Source organism: Streptomyces sp. NPDC040610 (genome assembly GCF_055594065.1).
The window spans coordinates 18,924-34,391 of record NZ_JBVIXA010000024.1; the positions used below are offsets into that span (position 1 = coordinate 18,924).

At 71.2% G+C, this 15,468-nt stretch carries 22 protein-coding genes; 16 read left to right on the forward strand and 6 right to left on the reverse strand.

Features of this window, described 5'->3' with window-relative positions; all coding sequences use genetic code 11:
• Positions 1-13 precede the first annotated feature (13 nt).
• From ACZ6AA_RS39950 to ACZ6AA_RS39960, 3 genes are all read left to right on the forward strand, one after another.
• Positions 14-850, forward strand: coding sequence for a hypothetical protein (locus tag ACZ6AA_RS39950; protein ID WP_471463392.1), 837 nt, complete (start codon positions 14-16; stop codon positions 848-850).
• Positions 847-2,286, forward strand: a complete 1,440-nt coding sequence (locus ACZ6AA_RS39955; RefSeq protein WP_471463393.1) for a P-loop NTPase family protein — start codon at positions 847-849, stop codon at positions 2,284-2,286. Before ACZ6AA_RS39950 ends, ACZ6AA_RS39955 begins: the two co-directional genes overlap by 4 nt.
• Before the next feature lie 109 nt (positions 2,287-2,395).
• Positions 2,396-2,935, forward strand: a complete 540-nt coding sequence (locus ACZ6AA_RS39960; RefSeq protein ID WP_471463395.1) for a hypothetical protein — start codon at positions 2,396-2,398, stop codon at positions 2,933-2,935.
• Positions 2,936-3,018: 83 nt separating this feature from the next.
• On the opposite strand, the gene ACZ6AA_RS39965 is transcribed toward ACZ6AA_RS39960, so the two are convergent.
• A complete protein-coding gene (locus ACZ6AA_RS39965; protein WP_471463397.1) occupies positions 3,019-3,213 on the reverse strand; it encodes a hypothetical protein in 195 nt (64 codons plus the stop codon).
• A 233-nt stretch (positions 3,214-3,446) separates the two neighbouring features.
• Between ACZ6AA_RS39965 and ACZ6AA_RS39970 the strand changes: the two genes are divergently transcribed.
• The 3 genes from ACZ6AA_RS39970 to ACZ6AA_RS39980 all read left to right on the forward strand — a co-directional run bounded on the left by ACZ6AA_RS39970 (position 3,447) and on the right by ACZ6AA_RS39980 (position 4,798).
• Positions 3,447-3,668, forward strand: a complete 222-nt coding sequence (locus ACZ6AA_RS39970) for a hypothetical protein (protein WP_471463399.1) — start codon at positions 3,447-3,449, stop codon at positions 3,666-3,668.
• Positions 3,669-3,823: 155 nt separating this feature from the next.
• Positions 3,824-4,273, forward strand: coding sequence for an RRQRL motif-containing zinc-binding protein (locus ACZ6AA_RS39975; RefSeq protein WP_471463401.1), 450 nt, complete (start codon positions 3,824-3,826; stop codon positions 4,271-4,273).
• A 111-nt stretch (positions 4,274-4,384) separates the two neighbouring features.
• Entirely contained in the window at positions 4,385-4,798 is a 414-nt protein-coding gene (locus ACZ6AA_RS39980; protein WP_471463403.1) for a hypothetical protein, read from the forward strand.
• A 15-nt stretch (positions 4,799-4,813) separates the two neighbouring features.
• On the opposite strand, the gene ACZ6AA_RS39985 is transcribed toward ACZ6AA_RS39980, so the two are convergent.
• Complete coding sequence (locus tag ACZ6AA_RS39985) at positions 4,814-5,560, reverse strand: phosphotransferase family protein (protein WP_471463405.1); 747 nt, start codon at positions 5,558-5,560, stop codon at positions 4,814-4,816.
• A 509-nt stretch (positions 5,561-6,069) separates the two neighbouring features.
• Positions 6,070-6,525 carry a DUF6228 family protein gene (locus tag ACZ6AA_RS39990; protein WP_471463407.1) on the reverse strand — a complete coding sequence of 152 codons (456 nt, stop codon included), beginning with the start codon at positions 6,523-6,525 and terminating at the stop codon, positions 6,070-6,072.
• A 152-nt stretch (positions 6,526-6,677) separates the two neighbouring features.
• Between ACZ6AA_RS39990 and ACZ6AA_RS39995 the strand changes: the two genes are divergently transcribed.
• From ACZ6AA_RS39995 to ACZ6AA_RS40040, 10 genes are all read left to right on the forward strand, one after another.
• Positions 6,678-7,058: a hypothetical protein gene (locus tag ACZ6AA_RS39995; protein WP_471463409.1), complete on the forward strand. Its 381-nt coding sequence runs from the start codon at positions 6,678-6,680 to the stop codon at positions 7,056-7,058.
• Between the two features lie 95 nt (positions 7,059-7,153).
• Positions 7,154-7,840: a hypothetical protein gene (locus tag ACZ6AA_RS40000; protein WP_471463411.1), complete on the forward strand. Its 687-nt coding sequence runs from the start codon at positions 7,154-7,156 to the stop codon at positions 7,838-7,840.
• Between the two features lie 83 nt (positions 7,841-7,923).
• Positions 7,924-8,331 (forward strand): NUDIX domain-containing protein, encoded by a 408-nt coding sequence (locus ACZ6AA_RS40005; protein ID WP_471463412.1) that lies wholly within the window; start codon positions 7,924-7,926, stop codon positions 8,329-8,331.
• Positions 8,332-8,435: 104 nt separating this feature from the next.
• Entirely contained in the window at positions 8,436-8,744 is a 309-nt protein-coding gene (locus tag ACZ6AA_RS40010) for a hypothetical protein (RefSeq protein WP_471463414.1), read from the forward strand.
• Positions 8,745-8,832: 88 nt separating this feature from the next.
• Complete coding sequence (locus tag ACZ6AA_RS40015) at positions 8,833-9,513, forward strand: GGDEF domain-containing protein (protein WP_471463416.1); 681 nt, start codon at positions 8,833-8,835, stop codon at positions 9,511-9,513.
• Positions 9,510-9,965 carry an ASCH domain-containing protein gene (locus ACZ6AA_RS40020; RefSeq protein WP_471463418.1) on the forward strand — a complete coding sequence of 152 codons (456 nt, stop codon included), beginning with the start codon at positions 9,510-9,512 and terminating at the stop codon, positions 9,963-9,965. Before ACZ6AA_RS40015 ends, ACZ6AA_RS40020 begins: the two co-directional genes overlap by 4 nt.
• Positions 9,962-10,510, forward strand: coding sequence for a WhiB family transcriptional regulator (locus tag ACZ6AA_RS40025; RefSeq protein WP_471463420.1), 549 nt, complete (start codon positions 9,962-9,964; stop codon positions 10,508-10,510). Before ACZ6AA_RS40020 ends, ACZ6AA_RS40025 begins: the two co-directional genes overlap by 4 nt.
• Positions 10,510-11,310 (forward strand): Lsr2 family DNA-binding protein, encoded by an 801-nt coding sequence (locus ACZ6AA_RS40030; RefSeq protein WP_471463467.1) that lies wholly within the window; start codon positions 10,510-10,512, stop codon positions 11,308-11,310. The genes ACZ6AA_RS40025 and ACZ6AA_RS40030 overlap by 1 nt, the downstream gene beginning before the upstream one ends.
• A gap of 1 nt (position 11,311) precedes the next feature.
• Positions 11,312-11,794 carry a hypothetical protein gene (locus ACZ6AA_RS40035; protein WP_471463422.1) on the forward strand — a complete coding sequence of 161 codons (483 nt, stop codon included), beginning with the start codon at positions 11,312-11,314 and terminating at the stop codon, positions 11,792-11,794.
• A gap of 13 nt (positions 11,795-11,807) precedes the next feature.
• The gene (locus tag ACZ6AA_RS40040; RefSeq protein WP_471463423.1) at positions 11,808-12,269 is read left to right on the forward strand and encodes a hypothetical protein; all 462 of its coding nucleotides are present in this window, start codon (positions 11,808-11,810) and stop codon (positions 12,267-12,269) included.
• 83 nt (positions 12,270-12,352) lie between these two features.
• On the opposite strand, the gene ACZ6AA_RS40045 is transcribed toward ACZ6AA_RS40040, so the two are convergent.
• The 3 genes from ACZ6AA_RS40045 to ACZ6AA_RS40055 all read right to left on the reverse strand — a co-directional run.
• Positions 12,353-13,459 (reverse strand): ParB/RepB/Spo0J family partition protein, encoded by a 1,107-nt coding sequence (locus tag ACZ6AA_RS40045; RefSeq protein WP_471463425.1) that lies wholly within the window; start codon positions 13,457-13,459, stop codon positions 12,353-12,355.
• Positions 13,456-14,703 carry a ParA family protein gene (locus ACZ6AA_RS40050; RefSeq protein WP_471463427.1) on the reverse strand — a complete coding sequence of 416 codons (1,248 nt, stop codon included), beginning with the start codon at positions 14,701-14,703 and terminating at the stop codon, positions 13,456-13,458. Before ACZ6AA_RS40050 ends, ACZ6AA_RS40045 begins: the two co-directional genes overlap by 4 nt.
• Positions 14,704-15,161: 458 nt before the next feature.
• Positions 15,162-15,468, reverse strand: a 307-nt coding sequence (locus tag ACZ6AA_RS40055) for a tetratricopeptide repeat protein (protein ID WP_471463429.1), incomplete at its 5' end; no start/stop codon positions are given.

Here is a 15,468-nt window from a genome sequence, read left to right on the forward strand (position 1 = left end):
AGGAGCGCCCCCGATGCGCCTCGGACCCTCGCGCGGCCGTAAAGCCCTGGCCCGCAACGCTGCCGGCCGCGCGGCCACCCTGGCCGGCAGCGGCGCGCTCGCCGCCGGAACCTTCACCCCCGACCTCTACAGCACCTCGATCACCGGCACCCTCCTGTGCGCCGGATGGGCGACCCTGTGGTCGGCCACTTTGCCCCGCACCCCGCTCGGCGACACTGCGGCGAGCCTGTACCTCAGCCCGTCGCTGTCCCTGGCCGCGCTCCTCACCGCGCAGTACTTCGCCCCCGGCATCGACTGGTGGTGGCAACTGCTCGCCGACGCCGTGTGGACCGCCAGCGTGTGGACGGTGCGCCCGGCCCGGCTCGCCCGGGTCATGGCCGGCCGCGAACCGTCACTGACCCCCGACGCCCTCGAGCCGGCCGCGGCGCCCGCCCAGGGCGACGCCACCAGCGGCGAGCAGCACCCGATGGCCGCCTTCTGGGCCGCCCATGTCGCCGCCGAGGACGGCGCCGCCCCCCACACCGCCCTGGAGCAGATCGAACGGACCGGTGAACTGGCGATGACCGCCGTCATCCGCTCCACCCGCCCCGGCAAGCCGGTCCCGAAGATCGACCTGCTGGAGCTGTCCGCCGCCCTCAACTGGCCCGAGGACGACATCCAGATCACCCCCGTGCCCCGCCAGGGCGCGGGCGTGCGGCGTCTGACCGTCGGCCAGGCCCCGGCGGCCGACGTCGACCTGTACACCGCCTGGGAGACGTTCATCGCCCCCAAGGGCATGCCCGACACCGTCATCACCGCGATCCGCGCCGTGGACGTCCCCGACGACGGGGGCAAGGAACTGGGCACATGAGCAAGATCTACGAGCTGACGGTGCAGGCCCCGCCCGGCGACATCATCAGCTACCACCCGCTGCGCCTGGCCGACGCACTGGGCATCAAGGACCCCAACCGGCTGGCGGTCGAGACCAACGGCATGTCCAAGGCCCTGGTCACCATCTACCCGCACGACCCGCTCGCCCGCGTGATCCTCGCCGACCCGCAGCAACTGGTCATGGACGACCGAGGGCGCATCCGGATCGGCCGCTACCACAACGGCAGGCCCGCCCTGCTGCGCCTGTACGACCCGCAGAGCGGATCCGCGCAGCGGCTGCTGCTGTTCGGCACCACCGGCGCGGGCAAGTCCACGGCCGGGCAGATCGTCCTCGCCGCGATGAAGCGCTCCGGCATCGCCGTGCTGTACGCCGACCTCAAGGGCGGCCAGTCCGCCCCCGAGGCGTACGGGCAGAGCGGGCACGGCGCGGACGGCAACGTCGCCTGGCGGGTCACCACACAGGAAGGCACGATGGCGCAACTGCGCACCACGTGGCTGACCATGATGGACCGCCAGGAGCGCTACGCCCGCCTGGGCCGCTCCAAATTCTTGTGCAACCGGCCCGACCCGCTGATCTACCAGATCGTCGACGAGGCCAACCGCCTGCTGGAGAGGGGCGCGCCCTACCGGGACGAAGCGACGTTCTACATCAAGGACATCGGCCGCACCGGCCGCTCCCTCGGCATCGGCATCGGCCTGTTCGCGCAGGCCGGCCACCTCGAAGAGATGGGCGGATCCGACACCCTGCGGGCGATGCTCAAGGAGGGCGAGGTCATCCTGCTGCGCTGGACCAGCTCGATGATGAGGCAGCTGGTGACCGACGGCCTGCTGCCCGCCGGCCAGGTCCTTTCGCCGATCCCGAAGTACGCGGGCGACGTCGACCTCGTCTCGCAGTTCGACGAGGACCACGACGACAGCGACCTGCCCGGCACCCAGGGCACCGCATACAACGTCAACGGCCGCTACCCGACGTCCAAGATGCGGTTTTGGAACATCGGCTCGGACGTGCCCACCGAGGGTCTGGACCCGATGGTCCTGGACCTGTACGGTCCCGGAGCTCCGGCCGAGATCGAGCAGGCCGCCTGGGACCTCATCGGTGACGCCTACGGCCAGCGCCTGGACGGCAAGGACGCCTACCGGGCTGTCTTTCCCGAACCGGAGGAAGACCAGGACGGCGACGCCGGCGCAGGCCCGAAGAAGAACTCCGCCAGCAGCTGGGCCGCTTCTGCGGCCCCGGCCGGTGCGGATGCGCCCAAGCCCCGCGCCCGCACACTGCGCACCCGTATCCAGGACGTTCTGGACGCGCACGACGACCCGCTGGATGCGCTGACGATCCTCGAGCTGGTCAATGCCGACGGCGGCCGCCCGGTCCAGCTCGGCAGCGTCCGCAACACCCTGACCGCGCTCAGAAGCTGACCCTGCTTCCTCCAACGGCCGGGCCCCTGCGCCCGGCCCGACCTCGCCCTGCGCCCCCTCGCGGCCTCGTCGGCAGACAGGGCGCGCTGCGTCTCGAACGGAGAACACCATGGACTTCCGCCCCACCGCCGGCCGCCAGATGTCCGACGAGGAGGCTGCCGCCGAAGCCGAGCGGATCCTCGCGAGGGGATTCCGCTCCGAGGCACCCGAGGGACCCGGTGCGCCGGTGCGCCAGTTCCCGACCTCGTTCCGCGACGACTCCCCCGTCCCCGAATACGGCGACACCCCGCCCGTCAAGCAGGACGACCGGCGGATCGTGCCTGCCTGGGCGGCCGGGATCGCCGTCGCCTCCATTGGTGTCGGCGCCGGGGCGACCGGCCTCGGCTGCGCGTCCTGGCTCCTGTTCAAGGGACTGTCCCTCGTCAGCGTCCCCAGCCTGGACCGCTTCGTACTGATGATCATCGCGCCGTTCGCGGGCGCGGCCATGGTGGTCACGGCGGTCGGCGCGGCAGTCGCCAAGGCGAAGGCCAAGAGCACGATGAACATGAACGTGTTCGAGGGCGGCTCGCTCTACCAGCACAACGAGACGCACAACTCGAGTACCCAGCGCGGGATGTTCGCCCGCACCCGTAACGACATCCACCGCTGACCCAGACGCCCTGCGTCGTACTCGAAGCCCGCCCGCGGGCAAGGGAGTCGAGTACGGGGCAGGCCGCCCCCAGCAGCGCACTCTCAGTCGTCATCCAGGTAGATCAGCAGGCGGCCGTACTCATCGACCTCTGCCTCATAGATCACGCCGTCGACGACCGCGTGGTCGACGACCACCTTGATGTCGCGCTCGTCGTCGATCCACAGCACCCCGGCGTCATCCGTGAACGCCGGATAGATCACCCCGTCGGCGATCACCGACTCGAACTCCACTGCCATCGCGCCCCCCTTGCTGCCCTGTACGGCCGTGCCGCCCCAGCCTGACGCATCACCAGCCCGCAGCAACAGGGCTGCTGCGACCCGTGCCGACCACGGCTTCGAACCCAGCCCGGGCACCTGCATGCCCCCCCGCCGGCCCAGCACCTGCTCGCCGTCTGGACTTGCGCTCCGGAGCCGGGACGGGCCCACCCGGGCCACCCCCGCCCCACCTCACTTACCGAAGGAGATCCGCCATGACTACAGGCCCCCAGCCCACCCGGATCCAGGGCATGTTCCTACCCGACCGGCCCGCCGCCCCACGCCCCCAGCAGTCGGTCCTGCTGCGCATCGGGCTGACCGCCGGGGTCCTGACCGCCATCGTCCTCGGTTCCCACGCCAATACGGACGATCCCAGCGAACCGGCTCCCGCCCCCCGGCAAGCCCCGGCCCCCACACAGGGCACGCACGCGCCGTAACTCCGGCGGCTCACCCGCCGCGCCGTACCCCGCCCAGCAGCACATCCCGGACGCGCTCCGTTCGGCCCGGTCCCGCCGCGTGTTGGCGGGCCGGGGCCGTGCGGTGTCCGCCCGGTCAGCAGAGACCAGGCGATGGGCCCTCCAAGGAGGTCGCCGTGCCCCTCCCCCACCGCTCCCTGATGGCCGCCGCCGCTGAACCGGCGCTCCGGGACGCCGAGGGCGCCGACGGCTTCCCGGTCTACCGATGGCGCCAGGCCCCGCCGGGCCTGGCCACCCGCAGACAGCTGCGCGCGCTGCGCTTACGCCCCGGCGGCCAGGCCCCGGTCGCCGCGATCGAGTGCCGGGGCGGCAAGCGCCGGGCCTGGCTCTACGAGGCCGCCACGGCCCTGCCGATACGGCCGATGACCCTCGCCAAGGAGCTCGCGCTCGACAAGGCGATGGAGGCCAGGCAGCGATGCCCCTCGTGCCGTCGCCGGTACTTCCACTGCCTCCCGCTCAAGACCCTCGGCTCCTGCCTCGAGTGCTACGACGGCACGCCCGCCGACCCGCGCTCCTACCTCAACTTCCGCCCCACCCCGCCCCGCAGCACGGCGAGGGCGGCCTGACGGCTGCCTGACCCACCCGGCCCGGCACCAGCCCGGGGCCGGGAGGTGAAGGGGAGCCGGACAGCCCCGGCACGTCCGGCACCCTGCCGACCACCGCGAAGGAGCTCACCGGTGACCGAGCCCACCGAGCCAAACCAGCCGCCGAACAAGCCCGAGCCGCCGATCCCGCCGCTGGACACGATCGCCGACAGCGACCGGACTCCGCCCCGCCCGCGGCCCGCACCGCCCCGGCCGGACCCGATCCGGCTGCGCGACGACGTCCCCACCGGCGCCCTGGCCGCCTTCAGCATCACCGCCGGCGCCGTCGTCCTCTACGCCCTGATCAAGGGCGTGCCGAAGGCGATCGACTGGTACCACCACCAGGACTGGCGCTGGTTCACCCAGTGGACCGCCACCGTCGCCGACCCCGTCCACGCCTACCTCGCCGCGCACACCGCCGGCCTCCCGGTGACGGCCTCCAGCGCCTTCGTCATCTGGCAGGGCGTCGGCCTCGCGGCTCTCACGACTCAGAACAAAATGTCGTAGCAGTAGGGCGCAGCCTCACATCCGGGATCGCAGCACGTCGACCTCGCAACCTGGCGCGAACGGGTCGAAACCGTGCTCGACCAGCCAGCGAACCGCCAGCAGGCTTCGCAACGACCACCACGCGTGGATCACATCGAGGTCGATGTCAGTGCCGTAGCCGGCGATGACGTCGTCAAGGTGCTCCTCGTGTCCGAGCGTGAAGGTGGCGAGGTCGTACAGGGCATCACCCTGGCCCGCCTCGGACCAGTCGATGATGCCCGTGACCTCGTCGCCGTCGACGAAGACGTGCGCGATCTGCAGGTCGCCGTGTGTGAACGCCGGGGTCCACGGCCGGAGCGCGGCATCGGCGACCAGGCGGTTGCGAGTGACCAGGTCGGCGGGCAGGATGCCGTTCGCCACGAGCAACTCACACTCGTCGTCGAGTTCCGTCGCCAGCGCGGCGATGCTCCGGCCGGCCCCGCCCGGCTGGAGCGGCAGGGGCGCTTCGTGCAGCTTCCGGATGGCGGCGCCCGCCGCGGCCCACGCCGTCGGCGACCCGGTCGGCGGCCCGCCGAGGCGTCCAAGCGTCGTCCCCGGGAGTGCGGCGATCGCGAGCACGGGCGGCTTGCGCCACAGGACCTCCGGGGTCGGCACCGGCGCGAGGGACATCGCCTCGACTTCGACGTCGATGCGCGCCTGATCGGCGTCCACCTTCAGGAACACGTCGCCGACGCGCAGTGTCGCGCGCTCGGAATGGGCGACGACGACTTTGACCTCATCCATGGGCGACCAGTATTCCGGCGGTGATCGCCGACGTCGCCAGGTTTATCGCGTGCGATTACGCGGCTGACCGCATCCCGCTACCCGGCGGCCTCGTGCACGGCACCGACCTCAGACCAGGTCAAGTCTCAGAGCCGCTGAATAGCGCACTACCAGAACACTGCCTCTTCACCAGTACGCCTCCCCCGCCGCCGGACGCCCCGTCGCCACCGCGCTGGCCCTCCTCGCCTGGACCATCGCCAGCCTGTTCGCGCTGCGCGGCCTGTTCCTGCGCCCGGTGCTCCACATCCACAACCACAACCGCCCTGCCCGGTGAACGGTCTGCTGGCTGCCTGATCCACCCGCCCCGCCGTACGCGGCGGGTGGTGACGGGGAGCCGTACAGTCCGGCCGGAAGGGGAGCCAACCATGACCCTCAGGACCTGGCCGACGCGGTGAGTTCCGCTTTCGCTCGGTGATTCTCTACGGCCCAGCCGTGTCCATCCAGCGTCCAGGTCATGCGCATGTCTGCTGTCATGGCTTTTCTCCGGAGAGAAAGTTCTCGACGTCAGACGCCAGCGACGACATCTGCTCGCCTGCTTCCAGCCAGGTGGTCACTGAGGCAGTCCATCCTCCCGCGGCGTTCGGCCAGGGGCGCACTGTCCAGGTCAACCCGACGTGGCCGCCGGTCTGAAAGACGGCGGACACCGCCAAGTCCCCGTCGTAGGTCTGCCAGACCGGCTCGCCTTCCCAGCCCTGGTATTCCGCAGCCAGCCCGGCGATGTAAGCCGCAAGATCAGCGTCCCAGATCCAGGCCACAACCTCGTCGACGCGCACCGTCAGGCCGGGAGCCCAAGCCTCGACCACGTACTGCACGCAGCCTTCGTCGAACGGCTCCCGCCCGCTGAGCCGCACCCCGACGGCCACGTTGTCCAGGCAGCGAATGGTCACGCCGGGCTTGTCGTCTATGCCGTCGTCCGGGGAGGCCATGAACGAACGCTAGGTCAGCACCACGCGCAACGTCATTCGGATTCACCGACCGGCGCTCTCCGTACGCCCCCGGCCCCCCCGCGGCGGCCGGGGCCGCGCGGTGTCCGCCCGGTCACCCGGACCAGGCGATGGACCCTCCCCAGGAGGTCACCGTGCCACTCACCCGCCGCAACCTGATGGACGCCGCCGCCGAGCGCTTCGGCTGGCGCCGCGCACACAGCGACACCACGACGCTCAATGCGCTGCTCACCGAGCAGACCGAGACCGCCTACACCGCCGCCACCCACCACGCCGAGCTGGCCACCGCGAAGAACACCGACGCCCTGGCCGTACAGCCCGGCGTCCTGGACGCCCGCGGCCGGATCCTCGCCGACACCCTCTACCTCGAGGGCGTCCTCACCGGTGCCCGTACCCGCGGCCTGGCCCCGGAGCTCATCGAGCGCCTGGAGGACGCCGTCGACCACGGTCACGAGCTGACCGTGCTGCTCGCCGACACCGTCCGCGCCACCGCCTCCGCGGGCAGCGGCAGCTGAGACGCCCGGGACGGCCGCTGGCGTACGAACCCGGCCGTCCCGGAGCCACCCCTCCCCCACCAGAGCGCATCCGACAGAAGAAGGAGCAATACATCATGACCCGAGCTGTTCGCCGCGCCATCCTCACCGTCGCCGACGCTGTTACCGAAGGCCTGGACATGGCCATCGTCCTGGCCGGCGGCGCCCTCGGCGCCTGGGCGGGCCACAACAACTACCCCGGCACCTGGTCTGACGACTGGCGCCTGGCCGCCACCGGAGCCTTCGCGGTCGTCATCGCCGCCGCCTTCAGCGGCCTGGCGGACCTGCTCATCGCCCCGATGCGCCACCTGCTCCGCCAGGCCCGCAGCAACCGCCCGCAGACGGCCACCCGCACCGCCCCGGCCGTCCCGGACACCCTGGACGAGGGCCTGGCGCAGGTCGCCGCCGCCACCGAGGACGACGCCGCCTCCCGCGCCGCCACCCACGCGTGGCGGATCGACCAGGGCGACAACTTCCTGCGGGACCAGGACCGGTGGCGCGGCCACGAGGACGGCGAGGCGTCCTTCTTCCTCGCCCCCGGCGTCTGGCTGCACTACTGCACCGAGAAGAACAAGTTCGGCAACAGCGAGCCGAGCTTCACGCTGCTGACCGGCGACGGCGACCAGCCGGTGCCGATCACCAACGTGGAACAGATCCGCCACCAGCTCGCCGCCCGCGCCGCCGGCCTCCCCGCCACCCCGGCCGCCGACCTCGAGGGCCGCGACCACAACGACGTCCTCCCCGCCCTGCACGCCAGCGCCTGACGGGCTCCCGTGCCGCCCCGGCCTGACGCTGTTCCTCCCCGGCCACCCGGGCCGGGCTCCGCTCCGAGACCAGGAGACACCTCTTGAGCACCAACGAGACGATCCGTCATACCGCCGATGTCGTCCTGCTCGCCGCCGGCCACATCCTGCTGATCGAGCGGGGCCGGGACCCGTTCAAGGGCCGGTGGGCTCTGCCTGGCGGCCATCTGGACACGGGCGAGACCAGCCTGGAAGCCGCCGTGCGCGAACTCGCCGAGGAGACCGGCATCGCCGTACCGGCCGCCGACCTGCGGCACGTGGGCGTCTTCGACTCCCCCGGCCGTGACCCGCGCGGCCAGTACGTCACCGTCGCCTACAAGGCCACGCTGCCCTCGATGGTCCAGCCGACGGCCGGGGACGACGCCACCGCCGCCCGCTGGTGGCCCCTCACCGTGCTCCCGGACCTCGCGTTCGACCACGCCGACATCCTGGCCAGCACTACGACTGGCTGAGCCTTCCTCGAGGGACGCGGCGTTCCTCCGTGCCGCCCCGGCCCTCTGAGCCGGGGCGGCCGCGGTGTTCCGCCACGACCAGCACAGGAAGGAGAGGGACCGTCATGCCAATACCGGAGTTCTACGAGGTAGACGTCCCGATACACCGCACCGACCAGCAGCGGCAGTTGCACGGGCTGCACGTCTTCACCGGCCGGGCCACCTCGCCCGCCGAGGCCCTGGCCCGCGCCCACCAGGTCTACGACGCGGCGCTCGCCGCGCGGAAGGCCGGACTCGCCAACCCCGGCCGCCAGGAAGGCGGCTGGGGAGCGAGCGGGGTCCGTGACGGATGGGAGCCGGACTGGCGGGCGGCGACGGCCGGCGTCTGGTCCAACCCGTTCAGCTGGACCGGCAAGAACAGCGTCGAGCTGTAGATACGCCCCGAGGCAGACGCACACGGCCTGACAACCGACGCCTGCCTCGGGCCACCCATCCCGTACGAGACGAGAGGGAACCACCAGTATGGCCTCCACCGTGCGCATACACGCCCCTGCGGGGAATCGCGCCTTACTCATCACCAGCCTCGCGATACCGCTGACCGGCTGGACCGTCCACGCCGTCAGCCTCCACCGCCGGCTCGCCGCCGCCCGCCGCGACCCGCTCACCGGACTGCTCGGACGCGACGGCTACACCGCCAAGGCCCGGCAGATCACCGACCGGTACGGCGACAACTCCCTCGTGGTCATCGTGGACATGGACCGCTTCAAGGAGATCAACGACGGCCCCGGCGGGCACGCCGACGGCGACCGCGTCCTGGCCGTCACCGCGCAGCGCCTCACCGCCTGGGCGGGCAGCCGCGGGGCGGTCGGCCGGCTCGGAGGGGACGAGTTCGCCGCCGCCGTACGGATCGGCGCCGCCCGCCGCGAGCTCCGGCTCGCGCAGCTGGCGACCCGGCTCGCCCAGCCCGTTCAAACCGACCACGGCGCCCTGGTCGACGTCGCCGCGTCGATCGGCGCCTCCTCCCCCGACGTCCTCGGCACGACGGACCTGTCCGTACTGCACCGGGCCGCCGACGCCGCGATGTACGCGGGCAAGCACACCGGCCGCGCCGTGCTCGCCGACCGCTCCCACGCCACCGCGCCGTCCGTCAACGGCCGGCGCGCCGGGAGGCTCGGCACCAGCACGCTCGGAGCCGCCGCATGACGCCGCCGAATCTGTACGCCCCGGACCACATCCGCGGCATCACCATCAAACAGCCCTGGGCGGCCTGCATTCTGCACGGCGACAAGCGCGTGGAGAACCGGCCCCGCCCCTGGGCGCCGGGCTGGCGCCTGCTGCACGCCGGAGCCGAGAGTGACCGGGCCGCCCTGCGCGACCCGCTCGTGGCCCGCACGATCCGCGGGCACGAGCTGCCCACCCGCGCGATCCTCGGCGTCGTCCGCATCACCGGCTCCCATACCGACACCGGCGAGCCGTGCAGCCCCTGGGCACAGCCCGACCGCGTCCACGTCGACCTGGACGACGTCCACCCGCTGGCCCTGCCCGTCCCGTGCGACGGACAGCTCGGCCCGTGGCGCGTCCCCCTCGCCGTTTTCGAGCAGGTCCTCGCCCAACTCCCCCACCTCGCCCAGCAGCTCACGGAGGCACCGTCATGAGCAGACAACACGCCGGCACCCCGATCATCACGGCCGTGGCCGCCGACGACCGGATCCCCTTCCCCCGCACCGACGTCCCGACCCGCTGTCAGGACGACCCGAAGCTGTTCGCCATCGAGGACGTCGCCGGCCGCGCCGAGCGCGAGAAGGCTCTCACCAAGGCCAAGCTCGCCTGCTCCGGCTGCCCGATCGTCACCGGCTGCCTCAAGTGGGCCCTGGCCAACAGCGAGCTCACCCCGACCGGCGTGTGGGCGGCGACCACCGCCCGGGAGCGCAGCACCCTCCGCAAGGACCTGGTGCGGCGCCTCGGGAACGACTGGGTCGGCGTCGTCGCCGCACAGGATCGTCGCCGCCACGACCAGCAGCGAGCGGCCCGACTCGCCCCGCTGACCGTCCGCGAGAGGGTGATGGCCCGCCTGGAGCTGGAGCTCATCCCCACCCGGCCCGCCTCGTACGAGCCGTGGAAGGAGCCGATGACCCCGGCCCGGCAGGCGCAGCACCGGGAGGTCCTCAAGGCCGCGCTGTCGACCAGGGCGGCCGCGTGATGTTCACCGACTGGCAGCAGGCCCTCGACGCCGAGGGCCTGCCCCTGAACCCCAACTCCGTTCAGCAGCAGGCTGCCGCGGCCCGCACCGTCGCCCGCCGCGCGCGCAGCAAGGAGGACCTAGTCCTCCTCCTGGACGCGGTCGGCCTGCCCGGCGACGACGACACCCTCACCACCCTCCTCCCCCTCCTGACCGACCCCGAAGGAGAGCCCGACATGCCCGAACAGCCCCCCGCCGCCGCGCCCAACGCGTTCGAGGCGATGGCCCTGTCCATGTACAGCGCCGACCACGCCATGGCTGAGATCACCAAGGCGACCGGCCTGTCCGAGGACGAGATCACCACGCTCATCACCACCCAGCAGCGGCAGTTCGACGCGGACGGCACCCCGGTGGAGCAGCTGCTCGCGTGGGCTGAGAACCACCCCACGGCCGGGATCCGCAACAAGGCCGCCCGGGTCCGCAGCGACCTGTCCGAGCTGACCGCCCGGCGCGCCGCGGACGACGCGCAGCGCGAGGCCGTCGAGCGCGTCGCCCAGCTCAAGGCTGACCTGGAGAAGGCGCAGGAGGACCTGCGGGCGCTGAAGAACCCCCACGCCAGTCCGGCCGCGAGCACGCCTGCCGTCGTGCCCACCGCGATCCGGCCCCGCCCCGGCAGCGGACGCCCGCGCGAGGAATCCGCCGCGATCCGAGCCTGGGCGCGCGCCAACGGCCACCAGGTCGCCGACGCGGGCATGATCCGCCGCTCGGTGCTCGAGGCGTACGACGCCGCCCACCAGGCCCCCACCGCCAAGGCCAGCTGACATGAGCGACGCCGATGCAATCGTGCTGGACGGCTTCCTGGAAGAAGAGATCGTGCCCGCCGGCCTGCACGAGCCGGCCGCCCGATTCCGTCTCACGGTCTCCCCCACGGACGAACGGACGGACGAGATGGTCCTGCCGTGCAGCGTCACCTCCCCAAAGACGCTGCACCAGGTCCTGCACGAGCTCACCCCCGGCGCCCGACTGCGCGTCACCGGCCACCTCCGGCTGCCCCGCACACCGCACCAGCCGATATGCCTGGCCGTCACTGAACTGAAGCTGCTCCAGCCCGCCCTCATCTACACGGATGCCTTCATCGCGATGCTGGAACGCCACGGCCCGTACGTCTCCTACATTGACGCCGACACCGACCAGATACCGGTGTGGACCGAGACCGGTGCCTGGGTCGGCTGCGCGGACACCCCCGGCGACCTCGCAGACCTGCTCGAAGCATTCGAGCAACGCCAGACCGCCGACGGCGACTAGCCGGAGAGCCCCTGTGCCGATCCGCCCTGAGAACGTCCACCGCTACCCGCGCGACTGGCCCCAGATCAGCGCGCGGATCCGCTTCGAGCGGGCAGGCGGCCGCTGCGAGTGCACGGGCCAGTGCGGCCTCGCGCACCCCGGCGTCCGCTGCCCCGCCGTCCACGAGCAGATCCACCCCGACACCGGCTCCGTGGTCTGCCTCACCACCGCCCACCTCAACCACACCCCCGAAGACGTACGAGACGAAAACCTCCTCGCCGCCTGCCAGCTGTGCCACCTGCGCATCGACCACGGCCACCACCGGGTCACCCGCTCGATCACCCTCGCCGCCCGCACGGCAGCCGCCGGGCAGCTCGGCATCCTCGCCGACACCGACCTGGCCCGCATCGAGCCGCCGACTCCGCCCCGGGCGCCCGCGCCCCGCACAGAACGCCCCGCCCTCCAGCTCTCCTTCACCGATCAGGAGGTTTCCTGAGGACCTGCAAGAGGCCCCGCCCCGGAACTGCCGGGGGCGGGGCCTCTTGTTGTGCGGGCTGAGTGTGTTGTCCGCGGACAACGTCAGTCTTGCTCGTCCTCTTCATCCGGAGCTTGAAGCAGCCAGATCAGACGGTCCCGGTTTTCCTCGGACATGTTCCTGCGGAGTTGTTGGTCGAACCACAGAGGGTCGCCCCACGGCAGTGCCGGAGCTTCCTGCGTCATGGGTTCGGCTGGGTTCGGCTGGGATGCCTGCGCGGGAACGACGACGTCTCCCCCGGCCGGTGCCGCACCGCTGGTCTTTACCGCGGTAAAGGCCGAGTCCGTAGCCTTCTCGTCGCCGACCGACGGCTGGACCTTTACCGCGGTAAAGCCCTCCTGTCGCCGTGACTCCCCCGCCGTCACCTCGGCTGAGCCCTTGTCCCGGGGCTTCTTACCGCGCGGCGGCCGTGGCTGGGCCTTCTCTTCCCGGCGTTCGGTGTGGCGCTGCTCCCAGGCAGCAAGCTGCTGGTCCGCAGGCAGTTTCACCAGCGGCCGCGTCTCGCGCACGGGCAGCTCGCCGGAGCTCACCAGCGCCTGGAGTTCGGGCACGAGGTTCAGCAGGTACATCTGCTGGGTGACCCAGCCCGCCGACTTGCCGTAGTACTCGGCGACCTTCGCGTTCCCGCCCAGCTCCTCAGCCATGGTCTGGATGCCGAGGGCCCGCTCTATCGGGTCGAGGTTCTCCCGGTCGTCGTTCTCGGAGAAGACCGCGTCCAGGAAGTCGGCCCGGGACTTGGCCACCTCGTCATCGACGACGACGTCGAGGGTCGGCAGGCCCGCCGCCTTGGAGCCGCGGTAGCGGCGCTCCCCGTTGGCGAGAACGTACTGTGCGGCGCCGACGTTGTCCGCCTCGCTCGGCCACAGCTCGAGATACGCCTCGCGCGTGACGGCCACCGCAGGCTGCAGCTGCTTCTTGGCCAGCCGCAGCCCGAACTCCTTCAAGTCCTGCTCGGTGCCGAAGTTGCGGCGCGGGTTGAAGCGGGTGGGCACCAGCTGGGCAAGCGGCAGCGTGCGCAGGCGGCTGTCCGGGGCGCCGGTCGTCGGGGCGCCGGTCGTGGCGGCGACCGCCTGGCGGCGCGCGCTGACACCGCCCCGCGTCCTGCTGAAGGACGCCCCGGTCCCCAGCTGGTCGGCTACACGGCTGCTCATGAAATCTCCCTGGCCAGTGCCCGCATGGTCGCTGCCTGCTCGCCGCGCGGAGCGAACGTCAACAGCGGCTGCTTGACCCGGACGGCCTTGCGCTGGTCCGTCAGATCACCGATGACGGCGATCACCTTCGGGTCCTTTATGTCGATCCACGCCTCGAGGGAGGACGTGGCGATGAAACCGCGGCGCGGGTCGTAGAGGTTGACGACGATGCCGAGGTAGTCGACCTCGACGCCCATGTCGTTGCGGAGGTCTTCGATCTGGGTGATGAGGAGGTCGTAGGCGTCGGCGCTGCTGTCCTCGGCCTGCACCACGATGAGCGGACCGGACTGTCCGGCAGCCTCCTCTTCGCGGCGGCGCCCGTAGTAGATCGCGGCGTCCATGCTGAGCCCAAGGCTCGGCGGGCAGTCGACGATGATCTCGTCGTAGAAGGGTTCGATCGGAGCCAGTGCCCGCTCGAGCGCGGCCTCACGGAAGCGGACCTTGGACAGCGCCACGTCGAGCAGGAAGCCGTCCTGGCAGCCGGGCAGCAGGTCCAGGCGGCCGCCGTAGCGGTCGTCTGAAATGGGGACGATGAGGTCCCGGATGTCTCCCTTGGCCTCGCCGGACATGTGCTTGCTCAGGCTGTCGACGTCCGAGTCCATCGGGATCTCGTCCTGCCCCAGCTGCTTGGTGAGGTGGCGCTGCGGGTCGTAGTCAACCAGCAACGTACGCCGTCCCAGACCGGGAAGGTCCTCGACGGCCAGCGGGTCGTCCTGCTCGCTCTCGGTCAGCTGCGCGGCGAAGTGCCTGGAGATCCGCACGGGGCTCAGCGTCTCAGGGTCCTCGGCGAAAGCCTCGCCCAGGCCAGCCGTGACCGCGGTCTTACCCACCCCACCCTTCTGGTTGCACACCACCCGGCGGCGGGGGTGCTTCGCACGCTGCACAGAGGGGGCTGGGTTCTTCTCCAGCCACAGCTGCACCGACTGAGCGAGGCCTTGGGTCAGCGACAGACGGCGGTCAGAGGCAATCTGACGGAACTCCTTCCACTGGCCGTGGGGGAGGAAGGTGGAGAAGGAATCGGCTCCTGTGGTGTCGACGGAGCCCGGGGCGGAGGCGAGGGACATCCACGCCCTGATGCCCTGCTCGACCGCAGCCTGGATCTCGACTCCGTGTTGGGCTGCTCTGACCTTGAGGTTCTGCCGGAGCCATCCCGGCAGTTTGGAGACGACCTTCTCGCGGTCGTTCGAGGCGGCTGGAGAACTCATACGGGCTACCTTACTAACGTTCAACATCAACATCACTAACGACACGTTAGGAAGATTCTCGCAGGCCTGAGTTCGGACACCTTTACCGCGGTAAAGCCACCACGAACCGCGCCGGCGCTCCACGCCCATCCGAGAGCTGACGGCCCGTCTCCGCCCACGCGGGGCACCAGTCCGTCCCGCGTGGAGCCTCACCGACTTATATCGGGGGAGTGATGCGCCTCTGTGACCACGGCGAGTGAAGGGACGAAGGCGGTCTCATCGACGACACCGTCATCAGCGACCGCTGGTCGACCTGCTGTCGGCAGCTCGGTGTTCCTGCGCACCTTCACTACCCGACTCTCCCGTATCACGGCGCCCATGCTCTGGCCCTTGAGTAGGTGCTTCTCAACTTCGCAGGCGTGTGTCAGAGCGTGTGGGACGGAGGCCGTCGTGCCTGTCCTTTTGATTTCGGTTCGTGGTCAGGGCCGGGTGCGTTGCCAAGGCCACTGGCGCCGTTGGGCGCGTGCTGCCGCGAGGTTGTTGCGGCTGGTGAGGGTGTCGGGATGGTCGGGGCCAAGGACTTGCTCGTGGTCGGTGAGGGTCTGCCGGTGCAGGTCGGCAGACTCCTGATAGTGGCCAAGCGCGTCAAGGGTGCTTGCGAGGTTGTTGCGGCTGGTGAGGGTGTGGGGGTGGTCGGGGCCAAGGACTTGCTCGTGGTCGGTGAGGGTCTGCCGGTGCAGGTCGGCAGACTCCTGATAGTGGCCAAGCGCGTCAAGGGTGCTTGCG